Source organism: Sphingobium sp. LMA1-1-1.1, assembly GCF_040676365.1.
Lineage (GTDB): Bacteria > Pseudomonadota > Alphaproteobacteria > Sphingomonadales > Sphingomonadaceae > Sphingobium.
Window position 1 is genome coordinate 189,325 of record NZ_JBEGHS010000045.1, and the last position, 25,882, is coordinate 215,206.

Sequence of the window (25,882 nt, forward strand, 5' to 3'; positions counted from 1 at the left end):
CTCTCGCTAACCAAGTGCATAGTCAGGCAACGGATTTTATATCGGACGGGATCGATATCGTTGCGATAGCCGCAACGATAGAGGCGATGCCTGCCAGAACGAAAGTTGCGGACAAGGACGACGTAATTACCATGCCGGCCAAGGCGGAACCGAGAGGGAAACCGGCCAGATTCAGGCTCATCGAAATCGACATGACGCGGCCGAGCTGTTGCGGATCGGTTCGACGCTGGCGAAGCGTCAGAAGAGCAACATCGATCGGACCGGACATGACGCCGGCAAGCATAAGGCCGATGGCAAGTCCGCCAAAACCAAACTTTGCAGCCACCGGCCATGCCGCCAAGGCCGTAATGACCATTCCGATCGCCATAATGTGACGCTCGCGACCGGTCGTTCGCAGGTGTCCTGCGAGAAGTGCGCCAATTCCGCCAGCAATCCCCATCGCAGCCCACAGGAAGCCTGTCACTGAGCTACCAACCGAGGCGTCATAATGGCTGGCGACGAAAACTGGGACCACAACATAGAGCACGCCCCAGGTGACCTGGTACATCGAATAGGAGATGGCGAGGCCGCGCAGCGTCGGTTGTCTGGCGACGATCTGAATACCTTCCACTGTCTGTTGCATGAACGAAATCTGTCTGGACGCCAATCCGGGAAGGAGCGGTACAAAGGACAGGCAGATGGCGGCAGCGGCGTAAGAGAAGGAGATCACCGACATCGCGCTTTCAGGCCCGAGCCAAGCGACGACAATGCCGGCCATTGCGGGCCCGACGACATCGACGACGGCATAGATCGCTGTATCGAGCGCATTCGCACGATCGAGCGCATGGGAGGGCACCAGGCGAGGCAACAGCGTTCGCGTACCCGCCGCGCCCAACGGGCCGGCCAGAGAGAACAGGACTACCAGGAAAAGCATAACTGGCGGCGTTGCCCAATCGAGCCAGCCAACGATGCAGATAGCGCCAATGAATGTTGCGCTGGCAATCATGTCGATCCTAACCGCGATCGTCGGGCCTACGCGGTCGAGTAGAACGCCCGCGACCGGACTAACCAGCAAACCCGGAACGATTGCCGCGAACGTCAGCCAGCCGGCCAGTGCCGGTGAAGAGAACCGCGCGAGTAAAAACAGCACCAACGTAAGGATGAACATACGCCCGGCCAGACGAGACAAGGTTGCAGCACAGATGAGAGGCATCAAGCCGGGAGTTCTGATGAGTGCTCTGTATGAGCTTTGCTGCTCCATGGGAATCTTCGTCATGACCGGAAGGACTGATAGCGCAGGCTCGGGCATCGCCCGATCACAGATTATATTGCATTGCCATTGACGCCTGTACAACCATCAAAGTTAGCCGGCGCGCGGCCAAATGACAGCTTGCGCAACAATGACATCTTGTCCGTTGAAAGTAGCGGCAGGAGAGCCGTGCAGTTGGAAGCCAAGATCCAGAGCCTCTGAAATACGGTGACAGAAAGTCGCGTCATCTTTGCCAGTCAGAAGGCGGTATCGTGGGAGGTTATGAGGAGGTTTCGTTGCAACGAATGCGGGGGCATCTTTCATATGTCGTCCAACATCTTTTCCATATCTACGATCGTAAATCCCGGCCTCGCCGTATTTGGTCGGCGGCCCGTTTCTCGATAGCCGAGCTTCAGATAAAGCTCGATGTTTCTCACCATGAGCGCGTTGGTGTAGAGCGTCATGCGTCTCTTCCCGGCAAGGAACGCCTGTCGCTCCGCCTCTGCGATAAGACGAGGGCCGATACCTTTTCCAGCGCTGTCCGGATCAACGGCGACACTGAAAATAAGGTGATGGTCGTCACTAGGTTCTACAGCAATCAGGCCGAGCACATGTTGACCATGGCAAGCCAGCAGAACTTCGCCTCGTTTGATGCGAGGCCCATGATCATCCGTCATCGGCTGGGCTGGGTAGCCCAAGACCGGCAGCCAGGCAGCATACGCCCTTTGTGTGATCGAATGAACCGCTGCCAAATCCTCATATCTTGCTGCTCTCGTCTCGATCATCAGTTTTGCCTCGCGATAGCGGTCGCAGCACCGCCCAAGGCGACGGCACCAATTCGGTGGGCGATCCGCGTAGCATGCGGAGTTCGCAAGAGATGCCGGGCTTTATGAGCAAAGAAGATCCAGGTTAGGTCTACTCCGGCCAGCGTCAAAAGCGTAATGGCTGCAAGGATCCCCCATTCGACAATCCCAGCCGCAGAAAGTTTGATCAAGGATGGTAAGAGAGCAATATAGAATACCATGATCTTGGGATTTCCCAGGGTCAAAGCTATGCCTGCACCGAACATCGACAAGGATGAGGCAGAACGCGGAAGATCTTCAGCATTTTCGCCGACAGGCTCCTGCCACATCTTGATCGCCAGCCAGCAGAGATAGATGACGCCCAGCCACTTCAAGACATGAAAGCCAAATTGGAAGGTCTGCGCCATCGCGGTGAGGCCAGCCATCGCCATCGTAAGCCAGATCACTTCACCGATCGACATGGCAGCGACGAAGGGCATGATGTCTCGCCAGCCTCTAGTGATCACGCGCGAAACCAGAGCGGCAACGCTTGGACCCGGGGTTCCAGCGTTCAGCAACAGGGCGAACGCAAAAATAAGTACGGATGATAATTCCATTGGAATTTCCTACCGAATACGTCGGGAGCAAATCATAGCTGATCGTCGCTGTAACTGGCTATAACTGGACTCTATCTGCAATCGACAACCGTTCATGCAGCAACGGGAAATCCTCACTGTCAACATTTCGAGCCTCCTCGACTCAATAGGTTGACGGCCTGTTCTCCGAACGCCATTTCAATTCGGCTGGCGTGCCTGGATGAGGCGGTTTCAGGCCGTTAATCATCCACAAATCGAAGGGTGTGTCGTCGATATGCAACTCCCAACGATAGCCGCGCCCGGCGACATAGGGCTCGAGCACCCGCGAGCAGCCGACTAGGAATTGCTGCTGCATTTCCGGGTCGTCGATCGAGCGCGCGATATGATCGATCGTGACGCGGACAAAGTCGTTCGCCACCTGGCCGCCAATGAAAAGGCCGTCTTTCGGGATCGAATGAAAAAAGACGTTCACATAAAAGCGCGGCAAGAAACTCTCGTAGATCGCCGTGATTTTCCCAGCCAGTTCCTGTTTGTCGGATTCGGAAAAGGCAGCTTCCGGATGGTAGATTTGCCACATCGGCATAATTATTCTCCTCGGACGACGAACGTCAATTCTTGCTGGCGGCTTCAGCGGCGTAGCGTTGCGCCGGTAGCCCGGTTTGCAGCAGCGCCTGCATCAGTTCCGTGCGGGAACCCTCGAACCTGTTCCACGCTTCCGCATCGTGCAGGTTCGGGAAAATCACGGCCTCACCGCGGTCCAGGCCAGCCAGCGCGGTGTCGACGAGCATTTCGGCCGACATGAATAATTCGGGCGGGAAAGGCGGCGGCCTCTCCCCGAAAAATTCCGAATGCACGGGGCCCGGCATGACGACCTGAACGGTCACCCCATGGCTCCCCACTTCAGCCTGAAGGGCCCTCGAAAAATAGAGAACATATGATTTGGATCCGCAGTAAGCGCCAGCACCCGGTGCGGCCATCAGCGCGACGATTGATCCGATGTTGATGATCGTCCCGCTTTTGATGCTGGTGAAGCGGCGGGCGGCCGCCAGCGACAGCCGAGTCAACGCCACAATATTGACCTGGAGCATGGCGTCGACCGCTGTTGGATCGACAAGCGACGCCGGCCCCAACGCACCCGCCCCCGCGACGTTGGCGATCAAGCTGAGATCGGGAGCGTCGCGAACGATCTCCTCAACGCGACGAATACCGTCTTCGTTCGCAAGATCAGCGGCGATAATGTCGACGCGCTGCCCACTCATGCCGCGTATCCGATCGGCAGCTGCCTCCAGGCGATCAAACCGACGCGCCACCAGAATCAAATCGAAACCCCGAGTGGCGAGTCGATTGGCATAGACGGCACCGATGCCGGAGGACGCGCCAGTGACGATTGCAGTTCCTTGTTGTGACTTTCCAGTCTCGACCATCAACTACCTCCTATATAGCGGTTGCATGTAACTCTCATAATAAGAGTTAGTCAAGATCTTATCATCAGAGTTACGACATGCTATCGCTGGCGCATCCGAAGCAAGTAGAGGCGAGCGAAAACGATGCGGTCGAAAGGGTTCGAGGGAATGGCTTGCTCGATCGCCGCCGTGATGGGCGCGATCGGGGATCGCTGGGGTATGCTCATCATGCGGGACCTGCTGCTCGGCATTCGCCGTTATGACGACCTGCGCCAATCGAGCGGTGTCACCAACGCCACCCTGTCGGACCGGCTTAAACTGCTGGAGGAAAACGGGCTCGTCGAGCGACGGCGGTATCAGACACGGCCCGAGCGGTTCGAATATCAGCCGACCGGAAGAGGGCGCGATCTCGGCCTCCTCATGCAGGCAATGGTGCAGATCGGCGACCAGTGGAACCTGTCCAACCTCGAAGGACCGCCCCTCGACTTCATCGACAGGCGAACGGGCCAAGGCGTCAAATTGATTACCGTCAATCGGGAAACAAGTGGGCCAGTCGAGAGGGATCATCTCGGCGTGCGGCCAGGGCGCGGCGCCGACGCGTTAATGACCTGGCGGCTCTCACGGGGGTCCGAACGCGCAGAGTCCTCTGCAGTCCGTTCCGGCCAAAGTCAGGGCGCGGACTATCCCGCAGTCCGGGATGACCATTCCTCCGTCAGAAGCCCGTAAATCAGAGAGTCCCGAACGCCGATATGCGTCTGCCATTCGGCCCGCAGGCGCCCCTCCAGCGTGAAGCCGAGCCTCGTCAACAGCGCGATCGACGGCTGGTTTTCCGGATCGGTATCGGCGAAAATGCGCCGTTGTCCTTCGACGAATAATTGGTCGATCAGCATGGTGACAGCTTCGCGCGCATACCCATGCCCCTGTGCTTCGCGCGCAAGCAGATAGCCGATCTCGGACACACCTTCGCGTTTCTGGCCTGCCGCCACGAAGCCAATGGCAAGCTCTTCACCTGTCCGTACAATCGCCCATGAGCGCCAGTTCGATTGATCGTCGTTGGCGAAATACTCCCGCAGGTCCTCGACATACTCAAAGGGTGCGCGAGACCACCACCGCATCATGTCTGGATCGGCCATCGTTAGAAATAAGGCGTCAGCGTCGGACGGACGGCGTGGGCGCAGTGTCAGGCGATGCGGCTTTGACGTGTCCCCAATCAAAGTCAGTGCTGCTTGTGGGAAAGCCATTCTTACTTCCTTTCCGAATGCGTATGCGGTGCAAGACGGCTAGACTCGATCAGGCTTGGGAGTTCACGCTCGAACAAGGTCGCAAGCGTCCGGATTCGAGATGGGATCGGTCGGGTCGCCGAATAAAGAAGATGAAGGTCAAAGCCGGGCAACCCGAAGTCCGGCAGGATGCGCCTGAGGCGCCCGGCGGCGAGGTCATCGGAGCAAACGGGCTCCTGCAAGACACCAATTGCCCCGCCGTCGAGCAGTATGGCGTGCAAAGGCCGCCAGTTGCTCATGGTCATGACGATGTCGACCGGCGCCGACGTCAGTCGCCCATCAGCCGTTTGCAAGGGAAGATGGCCATCGTTGAACAGGCCAGACACGCGCGCGAAGGGGTGGCGGAAAAGCTCTGCCGGCGTCATCGGCGCGCCATAGCGCTCAAGATATCCGGGTGAAGCAACCAGAACGCGGGAAACATGGCCCAGCTTACGTGCCACGAAGTTGCCCTCGCCGGGGTCGCCCAGCCGGAACGAAATATCCACCCCTTCGGTGGTCGGATCGACGATCCGGTCATTGAGTACCAGATCCACCTTGAGTTCGGGATGACGATTGCGAAGCTCGAGCAGAATGGAGGGCAACATGACCTCCCCCAACCCGTAGGGCGCCGCGATCCTCAATGTGCCGCGTAACGGCATACCTTCCTGCACGCTGGCGAGCGCATCATCGGCAGCTTCAATGGCGATCTTGCACCGTTCGTAGAACACCGCGCCGACATCCGTCACGGAAATCGTGCGCGTGTTCCGCCGCAACAGGCGTGTGCCGAAATCGGCCTCGAGTCGCTCGATCCGCTCGCTGACGGCCGGCTGGCCTATACCGAGATCGCGAGCCGCTGCAGACATGCTGCCGCGCTCTACTACCCGCACATAAACCCGCATTGCCGCCAGATAATCCATGATCGATATTTTATCGGATCATCCGATAAATAAAAGCGGATTGAGCTGCCTACCGATCGGGCCATCCATCATGCAAATTGCGCTCCGCAACTTCAACCGATCACGGCGTGACAGGCTCATGAGCAACATCAAGCTTTACATGTTTCAGTCGGGCACTCAGCAATGCAAGGTGCACGATATCAAGATGAACCGGGGCAACGGCGCCGATTACGAAATACCGGCCCCCTGGTTTCTCCTCGTTCATCCCAAGGGCAACGTCGTCATAGACGGCGGCCTGGCGGCCGAGGGACTGGCCGATCCGCGCGGCTACTGGGGCGCCTCCGTCGATTCCTACAAACCCGTCATGGCCGAAAGCCAGGGTTGCGTCGCGCAATTGGCGACGCTCGGGTTATTGCCTGAGGACGTCAGCTTTGTCGTGCTTTCTCACCTTCATTCGGATCACACCGGCGCAATTGGACGCTTTCCCCGCGCAAAACACATCGTTCAGCGACGGGAATATGAGTATGCTTTCACGCCCGATTGGTTCGCCGCCGGTGCGTATGCGCACAAGGACTTCGACCGCCCCGGTCTGAGCTGGCAATTCCTGGAAGGCGACGCGTCCGATCATTATGACCTGTTCGGCGACGGCGTCCTTCAGATGGTTTTCACCCCGGGACATACGCTCGGTCACCAATCCATTCTCGTGACCCTCCCCAACAATGGCTCCATCCTGCTTGCCGCCGACGCGGTTTATACGATGGACCACTGGCATGAGAGGGCACTGCCCGGCTTCCTTGCTTCCGCCGTGGATACCGTGCGCTCGGTGGGAAAATTGCGACTGCTGGCCGAGCAGGTCGGAGCCACTCTTGTCCCAGGCCATGACCCGGAGATGTGGTCGCAGTTCAGGCTCGCGCCGGACTTTTACGACTGAGACGAGGCAGGTGGCCGGGTCGCTCATATCCCGGCTATGCCGCTGTTGTCTCACTATTCTCTGGACCTTCTGTTCCCTTACCTCAATGGTTCGTGGTCGGGCATCGTCGGCAAATGCGGTGTGTTGCCCCAATAATGCGCTCCTGAATTACAATGAACGTCGGCCGCGATGACGACTTCTTCAGCGAAAGTGAGCGCATATGTGATCAGCGAAGGCGCGCACCCTTGGCACCATGTCCGCTCGATTTGGAAACGTTAGATTGAGCCGCGTCGGGCGGAGTCCGGCGTGCGGGAGGATCGGTTCGGCGTTGCCGCTTATAACGTCATCGTGGCACAAGCCCTGCGGCAATAGAGCGACACCAAAGCCATTCAACATCAGATCCCGGGCCAAGGCATGGCTATCGACCTCGATCGCACCGGCAGGTAGGGAAACACCACCAAGCACATGCTTTTCCAGATATACGCGCAAGACTGGTTGCGGGGAGATGAAATCCTCCAACTCGCTGATATTTTCCGGCCGCCCCTTTCGCTCCAGCCACGATGTGCTCGCATAGAAAGCCCATTCGATGTCGAGCAACCGTCGTTCAACTGCAGTCTGGGCAGGGTTCGCGCCGACTCTGACCGCAATGTCGATGTTGTCCTCGACAAGGTCCATCACGGCATTTGTCGACATGATCTGAAAGCGGACTGCCGTGTGGGCCTGCGTGAAGCTGGTGATTGCGCTCGCCAGCAGCGCGGTGGGGAAATCCGCCGGGACAGTCAGCCTGATCAGACCGCCCAGAACGCCATCTCCCGCTTGCAGGTCATCAAGCGCCCGGACGAGAACATCTACCGGACCCGACGCCTTGTCATACAGGCGCTGTCCCTCGTCCGTCAGGGCCAAGGAACGGGTCGAGCGCTTGAGCAACCGAATCCCTAACGTTTCTTCGAGCACCTTGACCTGAAGGCTTACCGTCGAACGCGGTGTGCCCGTGTGCCGCGCCGCTGCGGTAAACCCGCCAGCACGAACCACTTCGACAAAGGTCTGGATCGGATCAAGCTTCATCATTGTCCAGAATAATAGATGATGATGGCAGAACTTGCCAGATAATCGTGCTTGCTCTGATGAGGTACAGTGGGTCCGGATCATAAGGAGACCACATCATGGACATCCCCGCTCATCCCGCTGCGCCTGCAAGCGGCGTACTCTCCTCTCACGCAACCGCCCGCTTCTCGGGTATCGATGCCGACATCCTGCTCGGCGGTGAAGCTGCTCCCATGACCGTCATGGCGATGACGGTCCAACCGGATCAGGGCGCACCGGCGCACATTTCGTTTGAGGAGGATAAGGTCTTCTGCATCAGCGAAGGGCGGTTGCTATTCCTGATCGGCGTGCAGAAGATTGAGGTAAGGGCGGGAGATCGGCTCTTCGTTGCCAAAGGCGTCACCCATGGCTTTTCCGCGATGGGAGGCGTGGCGCGCGTGATGTTGGTATCGACACCCGCACGCCATGACCGCTTTTTCCAGGCCATGGATGCTCTGCCGGTTCCGCATGACCTCAACGACGTCCAGTCCGTGTGCGAAACATTTGGCCAGGCCATTGTTGGCCCGGTTGTGACCTCGTAAAGTCTACTGGCACAGGGAATGGAAGGGTGACGACCGGCGTCACCCTTTGGCCCTGCGCCATGGTCAGGTTCCTTCAGCTGACAATTGGCCTGCCATCACGTTGCAGATCGCGTCGATGGTCCGTTCTTCAACGTCTCGTGGCAAATCATGACCCATGCCCTCGATGGGCAGGTAGACCGCGTTCGGTATGGAGCGCGCCGTATCCTGACCGCAGGCGGGCGGGATCAATGGATCATCTTTGCCGTGGATGACGAGTGTCGGGACCGTGATGTTTGCAAGGCGTGCTCGCCGGTCTCCAGCCACCGCCATGGCAGCGATCTGCCGCGCAGTGCCTCCCGGATCGTAGCTACGCCTTACTTCATCAAGGAGAATGGCGCGATGGGCCTCTTCATCGAAGAGATAACCCGTCCCGGCGATTCTGCGCGCGAACGCGAGGCGCACCGCGAGAAAGCCTTCCGGATCGATCACAGGATCAGGCGCAGGACGCATCATCATCGCCATGACATCGGGTGCCGCCTGCGGCAGGACCGGATTGCCGGTGCTCGACATGATCGACGTCAGCGAAAGGACCCGATCCGCATGATTGCTCGCGAGAACCTGCGCGATCATTCCCCCCATTGAGCGCCCGACGACATGCGCCTTGGCAATCCCGAGCGCATCAAGCAGGCCGATCGCATCCGCTGCCATGTCGTAAAGCGTATAAGGCACGTCGGGCCTGCGCCCGGCCATTAGGGCAGTTGCGAGCGCGCCGAAATCCGGCGCGAGCGAAGCGCTGAAATGCGTCGAGCGGCCCGCATCGCGGTTGTCGAAGCGGATCACGCGATAGCCTCGCGCGGCCAGCCCGTTACAGAAGGGCTCGGACCAGCGGATCATCTGCGTTCCAAGCCCCGAAATTAGCAGGATCGTTTCCGCATCGGCATGGCCGAAACTGTCCCACGCGAGCTCGATGCCATTTGCCTTTGCAATATTCATGGCCTCGCTCCTGCGGCGGGTAGCGCGATTTCGGACAATGGCAGAAGTCGAGAATCCGTCACCGCCGCCGTGCGGTGACCAAGTCCAGCGAGATAGCCCTTATGGCTGGCGAAGGAGAGGAAGGACGCAGCACTGGCCTGCCTGATCACCATCGCCAGATCCCAATGTTCATCGGCCGGGCCGATCAGGAAGGGACCGCCATGGCCGAGAAAGAGGAGATCGCCGCCGGTTTCTCGTAAGAAGGGCAGTGTGTGCTCAACATAGAGATTGAAAGCCTCAGCACCGCTGATGGGCCTGGCAGGTGCCAACTCAGGGTGGCCCGAATAATCGGCGACACCCCTGAAGCGCAGCAGGTTGAGCATCACGACGGGGCCGGCGAGATCGCGCTGTACGAACGTGCGGCCGGCTTCCTGTGTCGGTTCGAGGTAAGGAATCGTTTCGGTTCTGGTCATGAGTGTTCCGTTGAATGGCGGGTTAAACGCCTTGGTTGTCGCCCGCACCGAATGCGAGACGCAGAGCATAGGTGCGGATGTCTTCAGGCCACGTAGCGATTCGGCTTTCCAATGAGGACCGGTCGTCGGCGAAGAGGGCTCGGGTCGCTTGTTCGTAGCCGGGCAGATCGCCCGCGATCGCCTGCATGAACTGGTACGCGGCCTCTTGGGCTGCTCGCCTTTGCTGGCGGGGACTCGCCACTTTTCGCGCCTCATCCACGAGGCGCCTCAGCGTCGCGGATGCCCCGCCGGGCTGGTCTGTCAGCCATTCCCACTGCCGGGGCAGCAAGGTCACCTCGCGGGCGACGACTCCCAACTTCGGCCGGCCTCGGGTTTTCTGGCTCTGAGCTTCCTCCGATCCCGTCGGGTCAGACGACGGGTCAGTTTTGGGGCGATAGCGTCCCGCATTAATCTTCCGGGGTTGGGATAGCCGTTCAAGAATCTCGGCATCGTCACCACGTAGATCAACGTCGATGATACGACCCGTCGCGTCGTCGAACACCAGAACCGTGTCGGTCACGACGCTTGATCGCCGAACCGCCAAGGCTACTTCAGCGAGTGGGCCTGTAAGCAGCAATCGTTGTCCGGCAAACGCTGTGCAGGGCTTGGTAAAAGGATCGGGCATAGCGTACTCGTTCAGTGGAATGCACAATTAATACCCGGGTAAAAATTGGTTGTCAATTATATCCGGGTAAAATATTATGCTATTTCGTCGATCACGGCACGGTCGGTCGGGAGGCGCTCGCACAGCAGCGTAAGCAAACGGGTGTTCGGGGGACGCGCGAGTTCCTACGGATTTTGAAGGGAGTCGCGTTTACTGAATGCGTCCCCATGTGGCGAGCTGCACACGTTTCGAGCTTGTCCATCAGACCTATTCGTCCCTATGCTGCACCTAGCAGTCAGGAAGAACCTGCCGATGTGTACGCTATAGCCCGAAAATGCCGCAGGGCAGTTCAAGGGGGCTTCCGGTACCGACATCTATCGTTCTCAATCGCCTCGGCAACGAAGGAGATTGAGAATGCCGAAGACCGAAGCTCCCCAAATCAGGCGAACAATCCGACGCCACCAGTTGCGCGAGATGGTGCCAATGGCTGACAGCACGATTTATGAAATGGAACAACGTGGCCAGTTCCCCCGTCGGTTCGCGCTCTCGCCACGGTGTATCGTTTGGGATCTGGCCGAGGTTGAGGCCTGGCTGATGGCACGGCGGGCTTCCCCGATCCGTCGAGCACAGCACCCTGACGTCACCAAGCGCAAGACGCGGCCGGTCAAAGGGCGGGATCAAGCTCCATCACAGGCATAGCTGTCGGCAGAAGCGTTGGGGCGTGCTTCCGCCCGTCGATCCAGGCATCCACGGTATCCGCCCACTGCTGCATCATATGCCGGCGCTGCACCTCATACTCGGCCTTGTTGTAAACGCCGCGCGATGAGCGCCCGTCCTCGTGCGCCAGGCACTTTTCGATCCAGTCGCTGTTGAAGCCCAGCTCATTTAGCAGCGTCGAGCCCGTCCGCCGCAGATCGTGGACCGTGAAAGGCTCCAGCGGCAGCCCCTCCTTCTTGGCCTGTTCGACGACGGCATAGGTGACCCGATTGAAGGTCGCGCGCGACATCGGAGCGTCCGCGTCGTACCGGGATGGCAACAGATATCGGGAGTTGCCGGAGCAGGTCTTGAGCGCAATCATGATGTCCAACGTCTGCCGGCAGAGGTAGACGTTGTGCGGCTTTGATCGCTTCATGCGCTCCTTCGGGATTGTCCAGACAGCATTGTCGAAATCGATCTCGTCCCACACTGCATCCTGCAACTCGCTCTTCCGGACCATGGTGAGGAGATAGAGCTTCATACCGAGGCGGATCGTTGGCAACGTCGCGACATGCTCGAGCTGTTTGAACATAATGCGGATCTCGGCCGGCGAGAGTGCGCGGTCCTTCGGCGTAAAAGTGGCGATCGAGGCCGGGCCGACATCATCGGCCGGGTTGGCGACCTTCTCACCGTGGAGAATAGCAAAGCCGTAGATTTGCTTCAGGATATCCCTCACGTGGATCGCGGTGGCAGGGGCCCCCCGTTCGACGATCTTGCCGCAGTGAGCGCGAAGGTCGTCCGGCGTGATCTCTGTCAGGAGACGATTCCGCCAGACGGGCATGAGCTCGCGCTCGAAGATAGAGCGACGCATCGCACGTGTGCTGTCGGCCATGGTCGCATTGGTCAGCCATTTCTCGCCGAACTGGCCGAAGCTCTTTGCTTCCTTGATCCGGCGCTTCTCCCGCTGCTTCTCGATGGCGGGGGACCGCCCTTCGGCGATCGCGCGCCGCGCGTCGATGCATAACTCGCGAGCCCTGGCGAGCGATATCCCGTCACGGGCATACCTACCGAGGTAGACGGTCTCCCGCCTGCCGTTCAGCCGATAGTCGAGTCTGAACGAGATGGCGCCTGACGGTGCAACGCGCACATACATGCCGTCACGATCAGATACCTTGTACATTTTGTCTTTTGGTTTCAAGCACTTGAGTGCTGCATCGGTCAACATTTCGGGCCTCCTTGCGGAAAAGTACCGTCACACGGTTTTTGGAGGTCAATGGCGTAGAAAACGCTTATAATTCAGCGTCTTATATCAGAAAAAGTACCGTCATGAGCCTCTTTACTCCTGACGGTACTTTCGTTTTTCCGGTTGATCAATGGGGGCGAGGCCCGTCAGCGAGGCCGCCAAACGACATCTATGCCCACCGATAGATATCGATAGGCACAGAAAGAATTTATTTTTGTTTTCAGTTGGTTAGATCGTATTTCAGCGGATAATCGGCGGCTTTCGGATGGGCCTGAATCATTCCCACTCGATCGTACCCGGAGGCTTCGAGGTGTAGTCGTAGACCACCCGGTTGATGCCCTTCACCTCATTGATGATCCGCGTCGCCACCCGGCTGAGGAAGGCGGCGTCGAAGGGATAGATGTCCGCCGTCATGCCGTCGGTGGAGGTCACCGCCCGCAGCGCGCAGACGCTGTCATAGGTACGGTGGTCGCCCATCACGCCCACTGTGCGGACCGGCAGCAGCACTGCAAAGGCCTGCCAGATCGCGTCGTACAGCCCGGCATTGCGGATTTCTTCCAGATAGATGGCGTCGGCCTTGCGCAGGATATCGCAGCGTTCCTTCGACACTTCGCCAGGAATGCGGATGGCAAGGCCGGGGCCGGGGAAGGGATGCCGCCCGACGAAAATCTCCGGCAGGCCGAGTTCGCGGCCAAGCGCGCGCACTTCGTCCTTGAACAGCTCGCGCAGCGGCTCGACCAGCTTCATGTTCATGCGCTCGGGCAGGCCGCCCACATTATGGTGCGACTTGATCGTCACCGAAGGCCCGCCGGTAAAGCTCACCGATTCGATCACGTCGGGATAGAGCGTCCCCTGCGCCAGGAAGTCCGCGCCGCCGATCTTCTTCGCTTCTTCCTCGAACAGGGCGATGAACTCGCCGCCGATGAACTTCCGCTTCTTCTCCGGATCGGTCAGGCCCGCCAGCCCGCCCAGGAAGCGCTCCTCCGCATTCGCATGGACCAACTTGATGCCGTAATGCTCGCGGAACAGGCTCACCACCTGCTCCGCCTCGCCCAGGCGCATCAGCCCATGGTCGACGAACACGCAGGTCAGCTGGTCGCCGATCGCCTCATGGATCAGCACGGCGGCAACGGCGCTGTCGACCCCGCCCGACAGACCGCAGATCACCCGGCCTTCGCCCACCTGTGCGCGGATGTCGGCAATCTTGGTCGCGCGGAATTCCGCCATGGTCCAGTCGCCGGCAAGGCCGCAGACATGGCGCACGAAATTGGCGAGCAGCTTCGCACCGTCCGGGGTGTGCACGACCTCCGGGTGGAATTGCGTCGCGTAGAAGCGTTTTTCCTCATTGGCCGTGATGGCGTAGGGTGCGCCTTCGCTGACCGCGACCACTTCGAAACCCGGCGCCAGGTTCGTCACCTTGTCGCCGTGGCTCATCCACACCTGGTGGCGCTCGCCCTCCGTCCAGAGGCCGTCGAACAGCGCGCAGCCCTTTTTCACCTCGATGAAGGCCCGGCCGAATTCGCCGCTCTCTCCGCCTTCGACATTGCCGCCCAGCTGCTGCATCATCGTCTGCTGGCCATAGCAGATGCCCAGGATCGGAATGCCCGCCTCGAAGAAATGCTGCGGCGCGCGGGGGCTGTCCTCCCACATCACCGAAGACGGGCCGCCGGAAAGGATGATACCCTTCGGCTTCAGCCGGTCGAATGCTTCGGCGGCGCTGTTGAACGGGGCGATCTCGGAATAGACGCCGGCCTCGCGCACGCGGCGGGCGATCAGCTGCGTCACCTGGCTGCCGAAATCCACGATGAGGATGGAATCCTGAAGGGGCAGCGTCATCGAATCGCCTTTATTTGACCAGAGGAAGGGATTCGCGCCCGGTTAGTGCGCTTGTGCCCCCTTGTCCAGCGAAGCCGCGTCGTCGCGCCGCCCCGCCGCCCATCCCAGCGCGGCCCCGCTCGCCAGCACCGCCGCAGCGATCAGGAAAGCGCTGCCGATGAAGGGCAGCAGCGGCTTCGGGCCCACCGACAGGGAATAGAGGGTGCCGAAGAACAGCGGCGACACTATGCCTGCGATGGAACCCACGCTGTTGTTCGCCCCCTGCAACTGGCCTTGTTCGGATTCCGACACGCGCTGCGTCATCAGCGACTGGATCGTCGGCATGGCGAGCCCCCAGAGCGCGTTGGGGAACATCGCCGCGACGAACAGCCAGCCGGTCGGCGCCAGTCCCATCGCCGACAGGCCGATCGCGCCGAAGGCAAGCCCGATCACCATGGTCGTGCGGTCGCCCAGCCGCTTCACCACCGGCCCGACCAGCAAAGCCTGCACGCCCATGTCCAGAATGCCGGCCAGCGCAAGCAGCGCGCCGACCTGCCACGCCCCCCAGCCATAGCGGTCGCCCGCATAGAGCACGAACACGGCGGAGAAGAGGTGATGCGCGAAAAAGAGCAGGAAATTGACGATCGCCAGGCTGGAGAGTTCCGGATGCGACCGCAGCAGTCGCAGGGCGCCGAAGGGATTGGCCCGTTTCCAGGAAAAATCCATCCGCTTGTCGCGGGGCAGGGACTCCGGCAACACGAACAGCCCGTAGAAGAAGGCAAGGGCGGACAGGCCGGCCGCCGCCCAGAAGGGGGCCCGCAGCGAAACCTCTCCCAGCGCGCCGCCCAGCAGCGGCCCCGCCACGAAACCGCCGCTGAACGCCGCGCCGATCAGCCCATAGCCCCGCGCCCTCCCTTCGGGCGGGGTGATATCGGCCATATAGGCAAAGGTGGAGGTGAAGCTGGACGAGGTCACGCCCCCCAATAGCCGCCCCGCCGCGAGCCACCAGAGATTGGGCGCGACCGCCATCAGCAGGAAATCGAGCGCCAGTCCCGCGACCGAGATCAGGATGACCGGCCGCCGCCCGAACCGATCGGACAGCGAGCCGATGACCGGCGAACAGAGAAACTGCATCCCGGCCCACAAGGCCACGAACAGCCCGTTCCACATCCCCGCCGACCTGCTGGACCCCGAAAGCGTCTCGATCAGTTGCGGCAGTACCGGGATGATGATCCCCATCGACATCACGTCGAGCAGCGCCGTCACCAATATGAAGGCGATCGCAGCCTTGCGGCGGTGGGTTGGGCGGGGGGGCATGATAGACTCCTGGTGCCGTTCCGCTTCTGATCGTAACGGATCAAATGCCATAGGATATTGTTTTCAGCGTGTTTTTCGATCCGGCGGATGATTCCTTCTGCTTGCAACACGCTCTACAGCGATTTCCAAGCGATCGCTGGCTAAGAAATCGCGGAAGGCAGAAATCCCGGGCCCCGTTTCGATCCCGCTGGACCGAACCCGCCCTGGGCGCCGCGCCCGTCATGCCAGGTCGACCGGACCCAAATGACCGCTCCACCACAGCAGCAGTCCGGAAAATGCAACGGCGATCCACAGCGCGTGGAGGCCCATCATCGCGAAAAGCCCGCCCCCGGTCATAGCGCCGGCTACCAGCCCCAGCCACAGCATCAGATAGGGCAGCCAGTTCCATCGCGGCCCACCGCTCAGCGCCACCGCCAGTTGCTGTCCCAGCTTCACCAGCGCGCCGGTCATATAGGTGACGCCGATGCTGACTTCCCCCTCGCGCTGGAAGACATTGTTCACCGTGCCCATCGCCGCCGCCATCAGCAGCGTCAGCCCCGTGCCCGGCCTCTCGGGCAGGGCGAGCAGCGCGGCGCAGAGCAGCAGTGCGGTCGCCAGGCCCAGCACCGCCTGTTTGCGCCAGCGCCCCGCTCGCCGCGCGACCAGCGCGCCCGCCAGCACGCCGCCGACAAAGGCCCCGATCAATCCGGCCGCCATCCCCGCGACCGCCGCGCCGGCGGCCAGCCCCACGCCGAGCCGGGTGGAATTGCCGCTCATGAAGGAGACGAACAGCCCACCGAGCTTCAGGAAACCCAATGCGTCGATGAACCCCGCCTGCGCCGCAAGCGCGATGGCCAGCATGTGGCGGGAAGCATCATATCCACGCATGGTCCGGGCTCGTTCGATCAGGGCCGGGGTGGCGCCACGCGCTCGCCGTCCACGGGTTCGACGACGATCGGCGCGAAGGACGCCGAAGCGGGCTCCACCGCGCCCTTCACCAGCGAATCAAGGCTGGAGCCATCCAGCCCCAATTCCTTCATCAGGCCGTCGATCACCGGTGCCTGCGCCCGGTAACGCAGGGCGGCGGAAACCGCGGCATTGGCCAGGTTCTGCTCGCTGCCGCCGATCACCGTCGCGCCGTCCCCATGGGAGCCGGTGATCCCGTCGACCTGCACGATCCTGATCGAATCGATCGCCTCCATCGGCTTGGCCGCCTCCCGCACGAGATCGGGCAGCACCTTGAGCAGGGCCATCTTCGTCTGCAGCGACATCTGGTCCGACGACAATATATTCGCGGCCTCATTGACCGCGCGCTGACCGGCCGCCTCGACCTCGAAACGGACCCGGTCCGCCTCGGCGCGCAGCTTGGCGGCTTCCGCCTCGCCCTCGGCCGCCAGGCGCAGCGCCTCGGCACGGTCGGCCGCGGCCTGCTTCTCCGCTTCCGCCTCGACCCGCACCTGGATGGCGGCGCGCTCGGCTTCCCGCGCCGCGTCGATCAACTCGATGCGCTTGGTGCGTTCGGCAATCTCGGTCTGGCGCGAGGTCTGGACCTGCTCCTCGGCGGCAACCGCCTTGGCGCGGGCTTCGTCTGCCTGCGCCTTGGCCTGGCTCTCCTCGCGGCTCTTGTTCTGCACGGCGATCTGCTGCTCCTGCCGGGCGAGCTCCAGCGCCTGTTCCTGCGCGATGCGGGCCTGCTGCACGGCGCGGTCGGCCTCGATCTGCTGGCTGTCGACCAGCTTCTTCGCCTCGATGCGCGCCTGGTCCGCCTCCTGTTGGCGCAGCGACTGTTCGCGGGCCACCTCCGCCGCCTGCACGGCGCGGCGCATCTCGACCTCGCGTTCCTGCTCCAGCCGGGCGAATTCGGTGTCGCGAGAGATCAGCAGCGACTGGCGTTCCGCTTCCAGATTCTTGGTCTCGATCTGGACGCGGGTTTCCTGCTCGATGTCGTTGCGCGACTTCTTGCGCAGTTCGATCTGCTCGGTCAGCTTGGTCAGGCCCTCTGCGTCGAACGCATTATTGGCGTTGAAATGCTCGATCGAGGTCTGGTCCAGACCCGTGAGGGACACGCTCTCCAGCTCCAGCCCGTTCATGGCGAGATCGACGGACGACACCTGCTGCACCTTCTGCACGAACTCGCTGCGCTGCTCATGCAACTGGTTCATCGTCATCCCCGCGGCGACGGAACGCAACGCGTCGACGAACTTGCCCTCGACCAGTTCCTTCAACGCCTCCGGATTCATCGTCCGCGCGCCCAGCGTCTGCGCTGCGGTGGCGATGGACTGCGCATCGGGCTTCACCCGGACATAGAATTCCGCCTTCACGTCGATGCGCAGGCGGTCCAGCGTGATCAGCGCGTCGCTGTTCTTGCGTTCCACCGCCAGCCGCACCGTGTTCATGTTGACCGGCATCGTCTCATGAAAGATCGGCAGCACCAGCGCGCCGCCGTTCATCACCACCTTCTCCCCGCCAAAGCCGGTACGCACGAAGCCGATTTCCTTCGACGCCCGCTTGTAGAGCCGCGCCAGCACGACGCCGAGCACGATCAGGAGGAGAAGCCCCGTCCCGGAGATGATCAGGTAGGGCATGAGCGAAAAGCTCTCCTGCACGGCGGGCAAATTCATGGAATACTCCTAAAGGCGGGGCAGATAATGGTCGCCATGCGATATGGCGCGGAAGACATGGTCCTCCCGGCGGACCAGCAGGATGGTTTCGCCCTCTTCCAGCGTCTGGCCGGCATTGTCGGGTTCGACCATGACATAATGCGCCTGGCCATAGGCATCCTCGACCCGGGCGCGGGCGGGGGAGCCGCTGCGCGCCACGCCGGTGACGATGCGGGCAAAGCTGCCGGTCAGCGCGTCCAGCGGAACGGCGCTGCTCTGGTCGCGGGGAAGCAAGGGGGCGAGCCACCGCGCGGCAAAGCCGGTCAAGGGCAGGCTGGCGAGGAAGGCGGCGGGCGCGGCGATCAGCGGCGACAGCATGGCGCCGGCGAAGTCAAGCAGCAGATGCTGTCCGATCAGCCCGATCATGCCGAACAGCGCCAGGAAGATCGCGAGCAGCATCAACAGCGGCAGCCGGCCCAGCCCCAGCCAGCCCAGCCCCAGCCAGCCCAGCAGATCCGCGTCGCCGTGAATGTCGAGATCGAAATCGCTCGCGATGCCGATGGCCTGCACCGCCCCTATGAGCAGCATGAGCACGATCGCCGAGACGAAAACGATATTCTCGGTCGCGAAAAGAAACGCGGCCACCCCTGTCTCCCCTGATTCGCGTCAATGCTAATATATTGACGAAAAAGGGGATAGGGCAAAGCGTGGCGGTGCTGCGGCGAACCGAGCGCGCTTAGCGGGCGGCGCGATCCCGTCCGAAATAGAGGTCCGCGATCCGGCCATTCTGCACCGAGCAGGTGAAGTGGCGCGGCCGGCCGTCCTGCGCCCGCCAGCCGGATCGGACCTCGACATCGCCCTCCACATCATAGCCGTTGCGCGTCTCGCGGGGCTCCTGCACCTGCCGCACCTCGGCATAGCCGCCGTCCCGTTCGGCCTCGTCGCGGGCGGCGAGAGCGCAGTAGGTGATCGCATCCTCCCCTTCCTGATCAGAGGGGCGCGCCTCGGCCAGATCGTCCTGCCTGCCGTCGCGGCCGGGGGATGCGGCGTCGGCATGATCCTGATCCGCCGCCACGACGTCGGAAAAATCATCGTCGGCACGCGCCTGGCCGGGGCGATCATCCGGGGCGGCGTCATCGGCCGGCGGCTGCGCTTCGTCCGACAGCCCGTCCTGTTCCTGCGGCGCGCTTTGCCCCGGTCGATAGGGCTGCGCCGATGCGATGCCGCCCGTCAGCAGGCCCAGCGCGATCAGCGACCCTGTCATCCACCTCATCTTGTTCATGGCCCTCGTCCCTCAACGCAAATCTTGCCGATGGCTAGAGCGGGTTTCGATCCGATTGAATCAGATAGCCGCTCCGAATTCCTTGTTTGCCGCGATTTCTTAATCAGCGATCGGTTCCGATCGCTTGGAAATCGCTCTAGGCGGTTGTGGCTGTCGGGGGCCTGAACGCCGGGTGTGTCGCCATGGCTAAGCGCCGGCCCGGTCCATCGGACCGCCAGGCGCCGCGTCGGACGGTTGCGGCTATTGCGGCTGTGCGCTCAGTTTCAGCCCTGTGTAATAGGCGGCAAAGGCATAGCTGTCGGCATATTCGTCGATCAACTTGTCCACAGGCTTGCCAGCGCCGTGCCCCGCCCTGGTGTCGATCCGGATGAGGCGGGGCTTCGGCCCCAGCTCCGCCGCCTGCAGCGCCGCGGCATATTTGAAGCTGTGCGCCGGCACCACCCGGTCGTCGGTATCGCCCGTGGTGACGAGGATCGCCGGATAGTCCTTGCCGCTTATGATGTTGTGATAGGGCGAATAGGCGTAAAGCAGGTGGAAATCCTCTTCCCGGTCCGGCGATCCATAATCGTCGATCCAGTAGCGGCCCGCGGTGAAGCGGTCGAAGCGCAGCATGTCCATCACGCCCACCGCGGGCAGGGCCGCGGCGAACAGGTCGGGCCGCTGGTTCACCACCGCGCCGACCAGCAACCCGCCATTGGACCGCCCCTCGATGGCGAGGCCGTCCTTCGTGGTATAACCATTGGCCTTCAGATATTCGCCCGCCGCGATGAAGTCGTCGAACACATTCTGCTTGTTGGCCAGCCGGCCCGCATCATGCCATGCCTTGCCGAACTCGCCGCCGCCGCGCAGATTGGCGATGGCATAGACGCCGCCCTGCTCCAGCCACGCCATGCGCGTCGCCGAATAACCAGGCGTCAGCGCGATGTTGAAGCCGCCATAGCCGTACAGGATCGTCGGCGCGGGCGTTCTGGAAAGGGCCAGCGCCTTCTTGCGGATGACCGTCATCGGGATCATCGTGCCGTCCTTCGAGGGATAGCTGATCTGTTCAATGCCGTAGTCGTCGGGATTGAAGGGCAGTTCCGGCCGGGCGAACAGCTCGTAGCGCAGCGTCGCCGTGTCGAAGCGGTAGATGCTCGATGGCGTGGCAAAGCCCGAGAAGCTGAAGAAGGTTTCCGGGTCGCCGTCGCGCCCGCCGAAGCCCGCCGCCGTGCCCATGCCCGGCAGCGGCACGTCGCTGACCTTCCGCCCGCTGAGGTCGACCAGTTCCGCCACGCTTTCCGCATCGGACAGATAGGCGAGGATCAGCCGGTCCCCCACCAGCGACCCGCCCGCCAGCGTATCCATGCGTTCGGCCACCACCTGTGTGCTGCTGCGCCGGGGGAAGCGGGCGTCTATCGAAACCACGCGCAAATGCGGGGCATATTGGTCGGTGATGAAGTAGAGCGTCGACCCCCTGCTGCCGATCAGTCGCCAGTCATTGGTGATGCCCTTCACCAGCGGGCGTATCTTCACCCTGCCGCCGGTCAGTTCGGCCAGATGCAGCTCCCGGCGCGGGTCCGTGCCCTGGAAGCTGCTGATGACCAGCCAGCGCCCGTCCTGCGTCACTTGCGCCGTATGGCTGAGGCGCGGTTGATCGGGCGTGGCGTAGATCAGCTGGTCCTGCGCCTGTGCCGTGCCGAGCCGGTGATAATAGAGCTGTTGCCCCACCGTTGCGGATTGCGACCCGGCGCCATCCCGCGGCGCGTCGAAGCGCGAATAGAAAAAACCCTGCCCTTGCCCGTCCCAGGCAAGCTGGGAAAATTTCACCCATTGCACGACATCGTCGAGCGGCCGGGCCGAAGCGACGTCCAGAACCTTCAGCGTGCGCCAGTCGCTGCCCGCCTCCTGCACGGCATAGAGCAGGAAGCGGCCGTCGGGCGAGGGCGCCCATTCCGCCAGCGCGTCCGACCCGTCCTCCGCCCAGGCATTGGGATCGATCAGCAATCGCTGCGCGCCGTTCAGTCCGTCGCGCACATAGAGCGGCGTCTGGTTCTGGAGCCCCTTGTTATAGCCGTAGAAGTAGCGCCCCCCCGCCTTGCGCGGGATCATGTAGCGGCCATGGGCGAACAGCGCCTGCATTCGTTTCTTGAGGGTCTCGCGCCCCGGCAAGCCGTCAATGTAGCGGCGGGTGAGGCGGTTTTCCTGTCCCACCCAGTCGCGGACGGCAGGATCGTCGCGCGGCTCCTTTTCCAGCCAGCGATAGGGATCGCTCACCTTGACCCCGAAATGATCCTCGATCAGGTCGATCCGCCTTGCCTCGGGGTAGCGCAGGCCATGGCCGTGCAGATCGCCGTCATTGCCGCGCGGACGATATGCTGTCTCCGGAAGCGTGCTTCCCGAACCGCTCGCAGCGGCCAGGTTGCGCGCTACGTTTGCTTCGTCTCCGGGCGCAATCGGACCTGCGCCCGGCTCTGCACCGGCGGGGAGGGCAAGCAGCAGCAGCGACGCCAGAGCCAGGCAGCCAAGGGCGCGCATCCTCTCCAACTTCCATCCCCATGAAAACAAACGAAACAGGCCGTGGCTCTTATCAAGCCACGGCCTGTTCCGAAATCAAATTACCACTTTCGAAGCAGTGGTATCAGCCGATCAGGCCGCTTCCAGCTCATCGGCATCGGCGCCCTGGACCGGACCGGAATCCTGCCCCTTGGCATCGACGTCGCGGTCGACCAGTTCGATGATCGCGATCGGCGCCGCGTCCGAAGCGCGGATGCCGGCCTTGATCACGCGGGTGTAACCGCCGTTGCGGTCCTTGTAGCGCTCGGCCAGGACTTCGAACAGCTTGGTGAGCTGCGCGTCGTCCTGCAGGCGGGAATGGGCCAGACGACGGTTCGACAGGCCACCCTTCTTGGCGAGGGTGATCAGCTTCTCGACGTAAGGACGCAGTTCCTTCGCCTTGGGCGTGGTCGTCAGGATCTGCTCATGCTTGATGAGCGAGGCGGCGAGGTTGCGGAGCAGCGAGTTGCGATGCCCGGCGCTGCGCTGCAGCTTGCGATGACCAACCTTGTGACGCATTTTTCTTCCTTCGTTCGTTAAGGGGCCGTCTAGCGGGTCCCATCGAAATGCTATTTCGATGGGCGCCCTCTGGTACCCCAGACCAGGCGGCGTTCAAGGGCCGCCGCCCTATGCCCTTTCGATCGTCCGGTGGACCGTCACGGCAGTAAATTCCGTGACGTCAGTCGACGCCATGCGTCGCTGGCCGGTCGTTCGCATTCGCTTTGCGAACCGCCGCGCTGCTGCGCTGCGCGGCTCGCTTCGTCTCAGCCCAGCAGCTCCTGTTCGAGCTTCTTGGCCATTTCCTCGATATTTTCCGGCGGCCAGCCGGGGATGTCCATCCCCAGGCGCAGGCCCATGGACGACAGCACTTCCTTGATCTCGTTCAGCGACTTGCGACCGAAATTCGGGGTGCGCAGCATCTCTGCCTCGGTCTTCTGGACCAGATCGCCGATATAGATGATGTTGTCGTTCTTGAGGCAGTTGGCGCTGCGGACCGACAGTTCCAGCTCGTCCACCTTCTTGAGCAGGTAGCGGTTGATCTGGTTCGCGTCGCTCTCGCCTTCGCCAGCCGAAGCGCCGGAGGCGGCGCCCGCAGCCGGAGCGGAAGCGGGCAGGGCGTCCTCGAAATGGACGAACAGCTGGAGCTGGTCCTGAAGGATGCGCGCGGCATAGGCCACCGCGTCCTCGGGCGTCACGGTACCGTCGGTCTCGACGGTCAGCGACAGCTTGTCATAGTCCAGTTCCTGGCCGACGCGGGTGTTGTCGACCTTGTAGGCGACCTGGCGCACCGGCGAATAGAGCGCGTCGATCGGGATCAGGCCGATCGGGGCATCAGCCGGGCGATTGGCGACGGCGGGGACATAGCCCTTGCCGACGTCGGCGGTCAGTTCCATGTTCAGGGTCGCACCCTGGTCCAGATGGCAGATCACCAGGTCGGGGTTCATCACTTCGATGTCGCCCACGGTGGTGATGTCGCCGGCGCGCACTTCGGCAGGGCCGGTGGCGGACAGCTGGAGACGGCGGGGACCGTCGCCTTCCATCTTGAGCGCGACCTGCTTGATGTTGAGGACGATGTCCGTGACGTCCTCACGCACGCCCGCGAGCGAGGAGAATTCGTGGAGGACGTTCTCGATCTTGATCGAGGTGACCGCCGCGCCCTGGAGCGAGGAGAGAAGAACCCGGCGCAGCGCATTGCCGAGCGTCAGGCCGAAGCCGCGCTCCAGCGGTTCGGCGACGAAGGTCGCCTTGCGCCTGCCGTCGCCCGCCACCTTGATCTCAAGGCTGTTGGGCTTCTTCAATTCCTGCCAGTTCTTCATGTTGACAGTCATGTATTTCCCCTGGGGATGTGGCCGAAACGTTCAAAATCCTGACCCGACAGGACGTTCCGACCGATGCAGATGGGTGAGCGGGCGACGCGTCCGCCGCCCGCCGACAAGCCGCGCGTCGTTATCAGACGCGGCGGCGCTTGGAAGGACGCACGCCGTTGTGCGGGATCGGCGTCACGTCGCGGATCGAGGTGATGTGGAAGCCAACGGCCTGCAGCGCGCGCAGGGCCGATTCACGGCCCGATCCCGGACCCTTCACTTCGACTTCCAGGGTACGCACGCCATGTTCGGCCGCCTTGCGACCGGCGTCTTCGGCGCAGACCTGCGCGGCGTAAGGGGTCGACTTGCGGCTGCCCTTGAAGCCCATCATGCCGGCCGAGGACCAGCTGATCGCATTGCCCTGGGCGTCGGTGATCGTCACCATGGTGTTGTTGAAGCTGGCGTTGACGTGCGCGACGCCGGCCGAGATGTTCTTGCGTTCGCGGCGCTTGATGCGCTGGGGTTCGCGTGCCATTTTGCTCTAATCCTACTGAAATCGTTAAAAGCGGAAGTGACCGGAGGGCCGAGCCGAAGGGGCTGACCCTCAACGATTACTTCTTCTTGCCAGCGATCGGCTTCGCCTTGCCCTTGCGGGTGCGCGCATTGGTGTGCGTGCGCTGACCGCGAACCGGCAGGCCCTTGCGGTGACGCAGGCCGCGATAGCAGGCGAGGTCCATAAGGCGCTTGATGTTCATCGCGGTTTCGCGGCGCAGGTCGCCTTCCACCGTGTGATCGGCGTCGATGGCTTCGCGGATCTGCAGGACTTCGGCGTCGGACAGGTCCTGGACGCGACGGCTGTGGTCGATGCCCAGCTTGTCGGCGATCGCGACGGCGGTGTGACGGCCGATGCCGTGGATGTAGGTGAGCGCGATGATCACGCGCTTGTTGGTCGGGATGTTGACACCCGCAATACGTGCCATGGTAATCTGTACTCCTGCTCCACGGGGCGGTTGGCGCCACCCCATCTCAAAGCGTCAGGGCTGCAGTCCTTAGGCAGACGACAGCCGATTCGATAGGCCCCAAGACGCAAAAAAGACGGCCAGCGCCACAGCACTGCCGCTCGTGAGCGTGTCGGGAAGGGGTGCCCTTAGCGATTCGGCCCTTGGCTGTCAATGACGGGTGGCCGCGAAAGCGGTGAGATCCGGCGCTTCGGCGACCCTGAATCTCCAACCCGTCCGACGCATCGTCGCGCCCTTTTCGGGTTGATGCAATCCTGTTCCCTGGGGCATGAAGGCGCGATGCGCTTCACTCTGCCCTCCATCCTGTCCGTGGCCGCCCTGGCCGTGCTGGCTTCCTGCGTCGGCGCGCCTGCGCAGCGCGCACCTGCGCCCGTGCCCGCGCCGCGCCCGGCCCCCGTCGCCAGGCCCGCGCCGCCTCCACCCCCGCCGGCCGACTGGCAGGACCGGCCGACCACGGCGGGCGACTGGCGCTATCAGGTGGACGGCGCCGGATCGGTCGCCCTGTTCGGCGCCGACGCGCAAAGCAGCCTGTTCATCATCCGCTGCGACCGCGCGACGCGCCGCATCGCGCTTTTGCGGCCCGGCCCGGCGCAGACGGCAATGACGGTGCGGACCAGCTATGGCGCGGTCAACTGGCCCGCAAGCGCCCCCGCCGGGACCATCGCCGCGACGCAGGCGATCCGCGCCGCGAGCGACGCCACGCTCGACCAGATCGCCTATAGCCGGGGCCGTTTCGCGGTCGAGGTGCAGGGCATGGAGATGCTGGTGCTGCCAAGCTGGGCGGAGGTGAGCCGCGTCGTTGAGGACTGCCGCGCCTAAGTCCCTGAT

At 62.3% G+C, this 25,882-nt stretch carries 29 protein-coding genes; 5 read left to right on the forward strand and 24 right to left on the reverse strand.

Features of this window, described 5'->3' with window-relative positions:
• Positions 1-22: 22 nt before the first annotated feature.
• The 6 genes from MRBLMA1_RS17625 to MRBLMA1_RS17650 form a co-directional block, all read right to left on the reverse strand.
• Positions 23-1,255, reverse strand: coding sequence for an MFS transporter (locus MRBLMA1_RS17625; RefSeq protein ID WP_363738521.1), 1,233 nt, complete (start codon positions 1,253-1,255; stop codon positions 23-25).
• A gap of 87 nt (positions 1,256-1,342) precedes the next feature.
• Complete coding sequence (locus tag MRBLMA1_RS17630) at positions 1,343-1,552, reverse strand: DUF1737 domain-containing protein (protein ID WP_363738523.1); 210 nt, start codon at positions 1,550-1,552, stop codon at positions 1,343-1,345.
• Positions 1,549-2,013, reverse strand: coding sequence for a GNAT family N-acetyltransferase (locus MRBLMA1_RS17635; RefSeq protein WP_363738525.1), 465 nt, complete (start codon positions 2,011-2,013; stop codon positions 1,549-1,551). Before MRBLMA1_RS17635 ends, MRBLMA1_RS17630 begins: the two co-directional genes overlap by 4 nt.
• The gene (locus MRBLMA1_RS17640; RefSeq protein WP_363738527.1) at positions 2,013-2,627 is read right to left on the reverse strand and encodes a LysE family translocator; all 615 of its coding nucleotides are present in this window, start codon (positions 2,625-2,627) and stop codon (positions 2,013-2,015) included. Before MRBLMA1_RS17640 ends, MRBLMA1_RS17635 begins: the two co-directional genes overlap by 1 nt.
• A gap of 142 nt (positions 2,628-2,769) precedes the next feature.
• On the reverse strand, positions 2,770-3,189 hold the full coding sequence (locus MRBLMA1_RS17645) for a tautomerase family protein (RefSeq protein ID WP_363738529.1): 420 nt from the start codon (positions 3,187-3,189) through the stop codon (positions 2,770-2,772).
• Positions 3,190-3,214: 25 nt separating this feature from the next.
• On the reverse strand, positions 3,215-4,030 hold the full coding sequence (locus MRBLMA1_RS17650) for an SDR family NAD(P)-dependent oxidoreductase (RefSeq protein WP_363738531.1): 816 nt from the start codon (positions 4,028-4,030) through the stop codon (positions 3,215-3,217).
• Positions 4,031-4,177: 147 nt separating this feature from the next.
• On the opposite strand from MRBLMA1_RS17650, the gene MRBLMA1_RS17655 reads away from it, so the two are divergent.
• Complete coding sequence (locus MRBLMA1_RS17655; protein WP_363738533.1) at positions 4,178-4,735, forward strand: winged helix-turn-helix transcriptional regulator; 558 nt, start codon at positions 4,178-4,180, stop codon at positions 4,733-4,735.
• On the opposite strand, the gene MRBLMA1_RS17660 is transcribed toward MRBLMA1_RS17655, so the two are convergent.
• Together MRBLMA1_RS17660 and MRBLMA1_RS17665 are read right to left on the reverse strand one after the other, a co-directional pair.
• Positions 4,690-5,250 (reverse strand): GNAT family N-acetyltransferase, encoded by a 561-nt coding sequence (locus tag MRBLMA1_RS17660; RefSeq protein WP_363738535.1) that lies wholly within the window; start codon positions 5,248-5,250, stop codon positions 4,690-4,692. The two genes, MRBLMA1_RS17655 and MRBLMA1_RS17660, sit on opposite strands and share 46 nt — an antisense overlap.
• Before the next feature lie 2 nt (positions 5,251-5,252).
• Complete coding sequence (locus MRBLMA1_RS17665; RefSeq protein ID WP_363738537.1) at positions 5,253-6,185, reverse strand: LysR family transcriptional regulator; 933 nt, start codon at positions 6,183-6,185, stop codon at positions 5,253-5,255.
• On the opposite strand from MRBLMA1_RS17665, the gene attM reads away from it, so the two are divergent.
• Positions 6,184-7,095, forward strand: coding sequence for an AttM family quorum-quenching N-acyl homoserine lactonase (gene attM / locus MRBLMA1_RS17670; RefSeq protein WP_363738539.1), 912 nt, complete (start codon positions 6,184-6,186; stop codon positions 7,093-7,095). The two genes, MRBLMA1_RS17665 and attM, sit on opposite strands and share 2 nt — an antisense overlap.
• Before the next feature lie 180 nt (positions 7,096-7,275).
• Here the strand turns inward: attM and MRBLMA1_RS17675 are convergent, their stop codons facing one another.
• Positions 7,276-8,142: a LysR family transcriptional regulator gene (locus MRBLMA1_RS17675; protein WP_363738541.1), complete on the reverse strand. Its 867-nt coding sequence runs from the start codon at positions 8,140-8,142 to the stop codon at positions 7,276-7,278.
• A gap of 95 nt (positions 8,143-8,237) precedes the next feature.
• Between MRBLMA1_RS17675 and MRBLMA1_RS17680 the strand changes: the two genes are divergently transcribed.
• Entirely contained in the window at positions 8,238-8,699 is a 462-nt protein-coding gene (locus MRBLMA1_RS17680; protein ID WP_363738543.1) for a cupin domain-containing protein, read from the forward strand.
• Between the two features lie 63 nt (positions 8,700-8,762).
• Here the strand turns inward: MRBLMA1_RS17680 and MRBLMA1_RS17685 are convergent, their stop codons facing one another.
• Genes MRBLMA1_RS17685 through MRBLMA1_RS17695 form a run of 3 tightly spaced genes read right to left on the reverse strand, consistent with a single transcriptional unit; the run spans position 8,763 to position 10,787 of the window.
• Positions 8,763-9,671, reverse strand: coding sequence for an alpha/beta fold hydrolase (locus MRBLMA1_RS17685; protein WP_316126895.1), 909 nt, complete (start codon positions 9,669-9,671; stop codon positions 8,763-8,765).
• The gene (locus tag MRBLMA1_RS17690; RefSeq protein WP_112948891.1) at positions 9,668-10,123 is read right to left on the reverse strand and encodes a DUF1330 domain-containing protein; all 456 of its coding nucleotides are present in this window, start codon (positions 10,121-10,123) and stop codon (positions 9,668-9,670) included. Before MRBLMA1_RS17690 ends, MRBLMA1_RS17685 begins: the two co-directional genes overlap by 4 nt.
• Positions 10,124-10,145: 22 nt before the next feature.
• Positions 10,146-10,787, reverse strand: coding sequence for a DUF2239 family protein (locus MRBLMA1_RS17695; RefSeq protein WP_363738545.1), 642 nt, complete (start codon positions 10,785-10,787; stop codon positions 10,146-10,148).
• A gap of 393 nt (positions 10,788-11,180) precedes the next feature.
• On the opposite strand from MRBLMA1_RS17695, the gene MRBLMA1_RS17700 reads away from it, so the two are divergent.
• Positions 11,181-11,465 carry a helix-turn-helix transcriptional regulator gene (locus MRBLMA1_RS17700; RefSeq protein ID WP_363738548.1) on the forward strand — a complete coding sequence of 95 codons (285 nt, stop codon included), beginning with the start codon at positions 11,181-11,183 and terminating at the stop codon, positions 11,463-11,465.
• Here MRBLMA1_RS17700 and MRBLMA1_RS17705 read toward each other — a convergent pair.
• The 12 genes from MRBLMA1_RS17705 to rpsM form a co-directional block, all read right to left on the reverse strand.
• Complete coding sequence (locus MRBLMA1_RS17705; protein WP_363738550.1) at positions 11,431-12,687, reverse strand: tyrosine-type recombinase/integrase; 1,257 nt, start codon at positions 12,685-12,687, stop codon at positions 11,431-11,433. The two genes, MRBLMA1_RS17700 and MRBLMA1_RS17705, sit on opposite strands and share 35 nt — an antisense overlap.
• A gap of 294 nt (positions 12,688-12,981) precedes the next feature.
• Entirely contained in the window at positions 12,982-14,541 is a 1,560-nt protein-coding gene (gene guaA / locus MRBLMA1_RS17710) for a glutamine-hydrolyzing GMP synthase (protein WP_363738552.1), read from the reverse strand.
• 42 nt (positions 14,542-14,583) lie between these two features.
• Positions 14,584-15,837, reverse strand: a complete 1,254-nt coding sequence (locus MRBLMA1_RS17715; protein WP_363738554.1) for a TCR/Tet family MFS transporter — start codon at positions 15,835-15,837, stop codon at positions 14,584-14,586.
• 219 nt (positions 15,838-16,056) lie between these two features.
• Positions 16,057-16,704 carry a YoaK family protein gene (locus tag MRBLMA1_RS17720; RefSeq protein ID WP_363738556.1) on the reverse strand — a complete coding sequence of 216 codons (648 nt, stop codon included), beginning with the start codon at positions 16,702-16,704 and terminating at the stop codon, positions 16,057-16,059.
• 17 nt (positions 16,705-16,721) lie between these two features.
• A complete protein-coding gene (locus tag MRBLMA1_RS17725) occupies positions 16,722-18,437 on the reverse strand; it encodes a flotillin family protein (protein WP_363738558.1) in 1,716 nt (571 codons plus the stop codon).
• 9 nt (positions 18,438-18,446) lie between these two features.
• The gene (locus tag MRBLMA1_RS17730; RefSeq protein ID WP_363738560.1) at positions 18,447-19,061 is read right to left on the reverse strand and encodes an OB-fold-containig protein; all 615 of its coding nucleotides are present in this window, start codon (positions 19,059-19,061) and stop codon (positions 18,447-18,449) included.
• A gap of 91 nt (positions 19,062-19,152) precedes the next feature.
• A complete protein-coding gene (locus MRBLMA1_RS17735; RefSeq protein ID WP_363738562.1) occupies positions 19,153-19,698 on the reverse strand; it encodes a hypothetical protein in 546 nt (181 codons plus the stop codon).
• 240 nt (positions 19,699-19,938) lie between these two features.
• The gene (locus MRBLMA1_RS17740; RefSeq protein WP_363738564.1) at positions 19,939-22,212 is read right to left on the reverse strand and encodes a prolyl oligopeptidase family serine peptidase; all 2,274 of its coding nucleotides are present in this window, start codon (positions 22,210-22,212) and stop codon (positions 19,939-19,941) included.
• Between the two features lie 111 nt (positions 22,213-22,323).
• Positions 22,324-22,749 (reverse strand): 50S ribosomal protein L17, encoded by a 426-nt coding sequence (gene rplQ / locus MRBLMA1_RS17745; RefSeq protein WP_133652635.1) that lies wholly within the window; start codon positions 22,747-22,749, stop codon positions 22,324-22,326.
• Between the two features lie 245 nt (positions 22,750-22,994).
• Positions 22,995-24,059 carry a DNA-directed RNA polymerase subunit alpha gene (locus MRBLMA1_RS17750; RefSeq protein WP_363738566.1) on the reverse strand — a complete coding sequence of 355 codons (1,065 nt, stop codon included), beginning with the start codon at positions 24,057-24,059 and terminating at the stop codon, positions 22,995-22,997.
• A gap of 121 nt (positions 24,060-24,180) precedes the next feature.
• The gene (gene rpsK, locus MRBLMA1_RS17755) at positions 24,181-24,570 is read right to left on the reverse strand and encodes a 30S ribosomal protein S11 (RefSeq protein ID WP_004208752.1); all 390 of its coding nucleotides are present in this window, start codon (positions 24,568-24,570) and stop codon (positions 24,181-24,183) included.
• Positions 24,571-24,646: 76 nt separating this feature from the next.
• On the reverse strand, positions 24,647-25,015 hold the full coding sequence (gene rpsM, locus MRBLMA1_RS17760; protein WP_097090689.1) for a 30S ribosomal protein S13: 369 nt from the start codon (positions 25,013-25,015) through the stop codon (positions 24,647-24,649).
• A 318-nt stretch (positions 25,016-25,333) separates the two neighbouring features.
• On the opposite strand from rpsM, the gene MRBLMA1_RS17765 reads away from it, so the two are divergent.
• Positions 25,334-25,873 (forward strand): hypothetical protein, encoded by a 540-nt coding sequence (locus tag MRBLMA1_RS17765; RefSeq protein WP_363738570.1) that lies wholly within the window; start codon positions 25,334-25,336, stop codon positions 25,871-25,873.
• Positions 25,874-25,882 lie beyond the last annotated feature (9 nt).

Bases quoted from the DNA above. Each gene is read 5' to 3' on its own strand.
- MRBLMA1_RS17655 (WP_363738533.1), top strand. From the start codon at position 4,178: ATGGCTTGCTCGATCGCCGCCGTGATGGGCGCGATCGGGGATCGCTGG.
- MRBLMA1_RS17700 (WP_363738548.1), top strand. From the start codon at position 11,181: ATGCCGAAGACCGAAGCTCCCCAAATCAGGCGAACAATCCGACGCCAC.
- attM (WP_363738539.1), top strand. From the start codon at position 6,184: ATGATCGATATTTTATCGGATCATCCGATAAATAAAAGCGGATTGAGC.
- MRBLMA1_RS17630 (WP_363738523.1), bottom strand. From the start codon at position 1,552: ATGAAAGATGCCCCCGCATTCGTTGCAACGAAACCTCCTCATAACCTC.
- MRBLMA1_RS17650 (WP_363738531.1), bottom strand. From the start codon at position 4,030: ATGGTCGAGACTGGAAAGTCACAACAAGGAACTGCAATCGTCACTGGC.
- MRBLMA1_RS17675 (WP_363738541.1), bottom strand. From the start codon at position 8,142: ATGATGAAGCTTGATCCGATCCAGACCTTTGTCGAAGTGGTTCGTGCT.
- MRBLMA1_RS17725 (WP_363738558.1), bottom strand. From the start codon at position 18,437: ATGAATTTGCCCGCCGTGCAGGAGAGCTTTTCGCTCATGCCCTACCTG.
- MRBLMA1_RS17685 (WP_316126895.1), bottom strand. From the start codon at position 9,671: ATGAATATTGCAAAGGCAAATGGCATCGAGCTCGCGTGGGACAGTTTC.
- MRBLMA1_RS17705 (WP_363738550.1), bottom strand. From the start codon at position 12,687: ATGTTGACCGATGCAGCACTCAAGTGCTTGAAACCAAAAGACAAAATG.
- MRBLMA1_RS17645 (WP_363738529.1), bottom strand. From the start codon at position 3,189: ATGCCGATGTGGCAAATCTACCATCCGGAAGCTGCCTTTTCCGAATCC.
- MRBLMA1_RS17635 (WP_363738525.1), bottom strand. From the start codon at position 2,013: ATGATCGAGACGAGAGCAGCAAGATATGAGGATTTGGCAGCGGTTCAT.
- rplQ (WP_133652635.1), bottom strand. From the start codon at position 22,749: ATGCGTCACAAGGTTGGTCATCGCAAGCTGCAGCGCAGCGCCGGGCAT.
- MRBLMA1_RS17625 (WP_363738521.1), bottom strand. From the start codon at position 1,255: ATGACGAAGATTCCCATGGAGCAGCAAAGCTCATACAGAGCACTCATC.
- MRBLMA1_RS17765 (WP_363738570.1), top strand. From the start codon at position 25,334: ATGCGCTTCACTCTGCCCTCCATCCTGTCCGTGGCCGCCCTGGCCGTG.
- rpsK (WP_004208752.1), bottom strand. From the start codon at position 24,570: ATGGCACGCGAACCCCAGCGCATCAAGCGCCGCGAACGCAAGAACATC.
- MRBLMA1_RS17690 (WP_112948891.1), bottom strand. From the start codon at position 10,123: ATGACCAGAACCGAAACGATTCCTTACCTCGAACCGACACAGGAAGCC.
- MRBLMA1_RS17735 (WP_363738562.1), bottom strand. From the start codon at position 19,698: ATGAACAAGATGAGGTGGATGACAGGGTCGCTGATCGCGCTGGGCCTG.
- MRBLMA1_RS17715 (WP_363738554.1), bottom strand. From the start codon at position 15,837: ATGCCCCCCCGCCCAACCCACCGCCGCAAGGCTGCGATCGCCTTCATA.
- MRBLMA1_RS17660 (WP_363738535.1), bottom strand. From the start codon at position 5,250: ATGGCTTTCCCACAAGCAGCACTGACTTTGATTGGGGACACGTCAAAG.
- MRBLMA1_RS17640 (WP_363738527.1), bottom strand. From the start codon at position 2,627: ATGGAATTATCATCCGTACTTATTTTTGCGTTCGCCCTGTTGCTGAAC.
- MRBLMA1_RS17680 (WP_363738543.1), top strand. From the start codon at position 8,238: ATGGACATCCCCGCTCATCCCGCTGCGCCTGCAAGCGGCGTACTCTCC.
- MRBLMA1_RS17695 (WP_363738545.1), bottom strand. From the start codon at position 10,787: ATGCCCGATCCTTTTACCAAGCCCTGCACAGCGTTTGCCGGACAACGA.
- MRBLMA1_RS17750 (WP_363738566.1), bottom strand. From the start codon at position 24,059: ATGACTGTCAACATGAAGAACTGGCAGGAATTGAAGAAGCCCAACAGC.
- MRBLMA1_RS17740 (WP_363738564.1), bottom strand. From the start codon at position 22,212: ATGCGCGCCCTTGGCTGCCTGGCTCTGGCGTCGCTGCTGCTGCTTGCC.
- MRBLMA1_RS17720 (WP_363738556.1), bottom strand. From the start codon at position 16,704: ATGCGTGGATATGATGCTTCCCGCCACATGCTGGCCATCGCGCTTGCG.
- rpsM (WP_097090689.1), bottom strand. From the start codon at position 25,015: ATGGCACGTATTGCGGGTGTCAACATCCCGACCAACAAGCGCGTGATC.
- guaA (WP_363738552.1), bottom strand. From the start codon at position 14,541: ATGACGCTGCCCCTTCAGGATTCCATCCTCATCGTGGATTTCGGCAGC.
- MRBLMA1_RS17665 (WP_363738537.1), bottom strand. From the start codon at position 6,185: ATGGATTATCTGGCGGCAATGCGGGTTTATGTGCGGGTAGTAGAGCGC.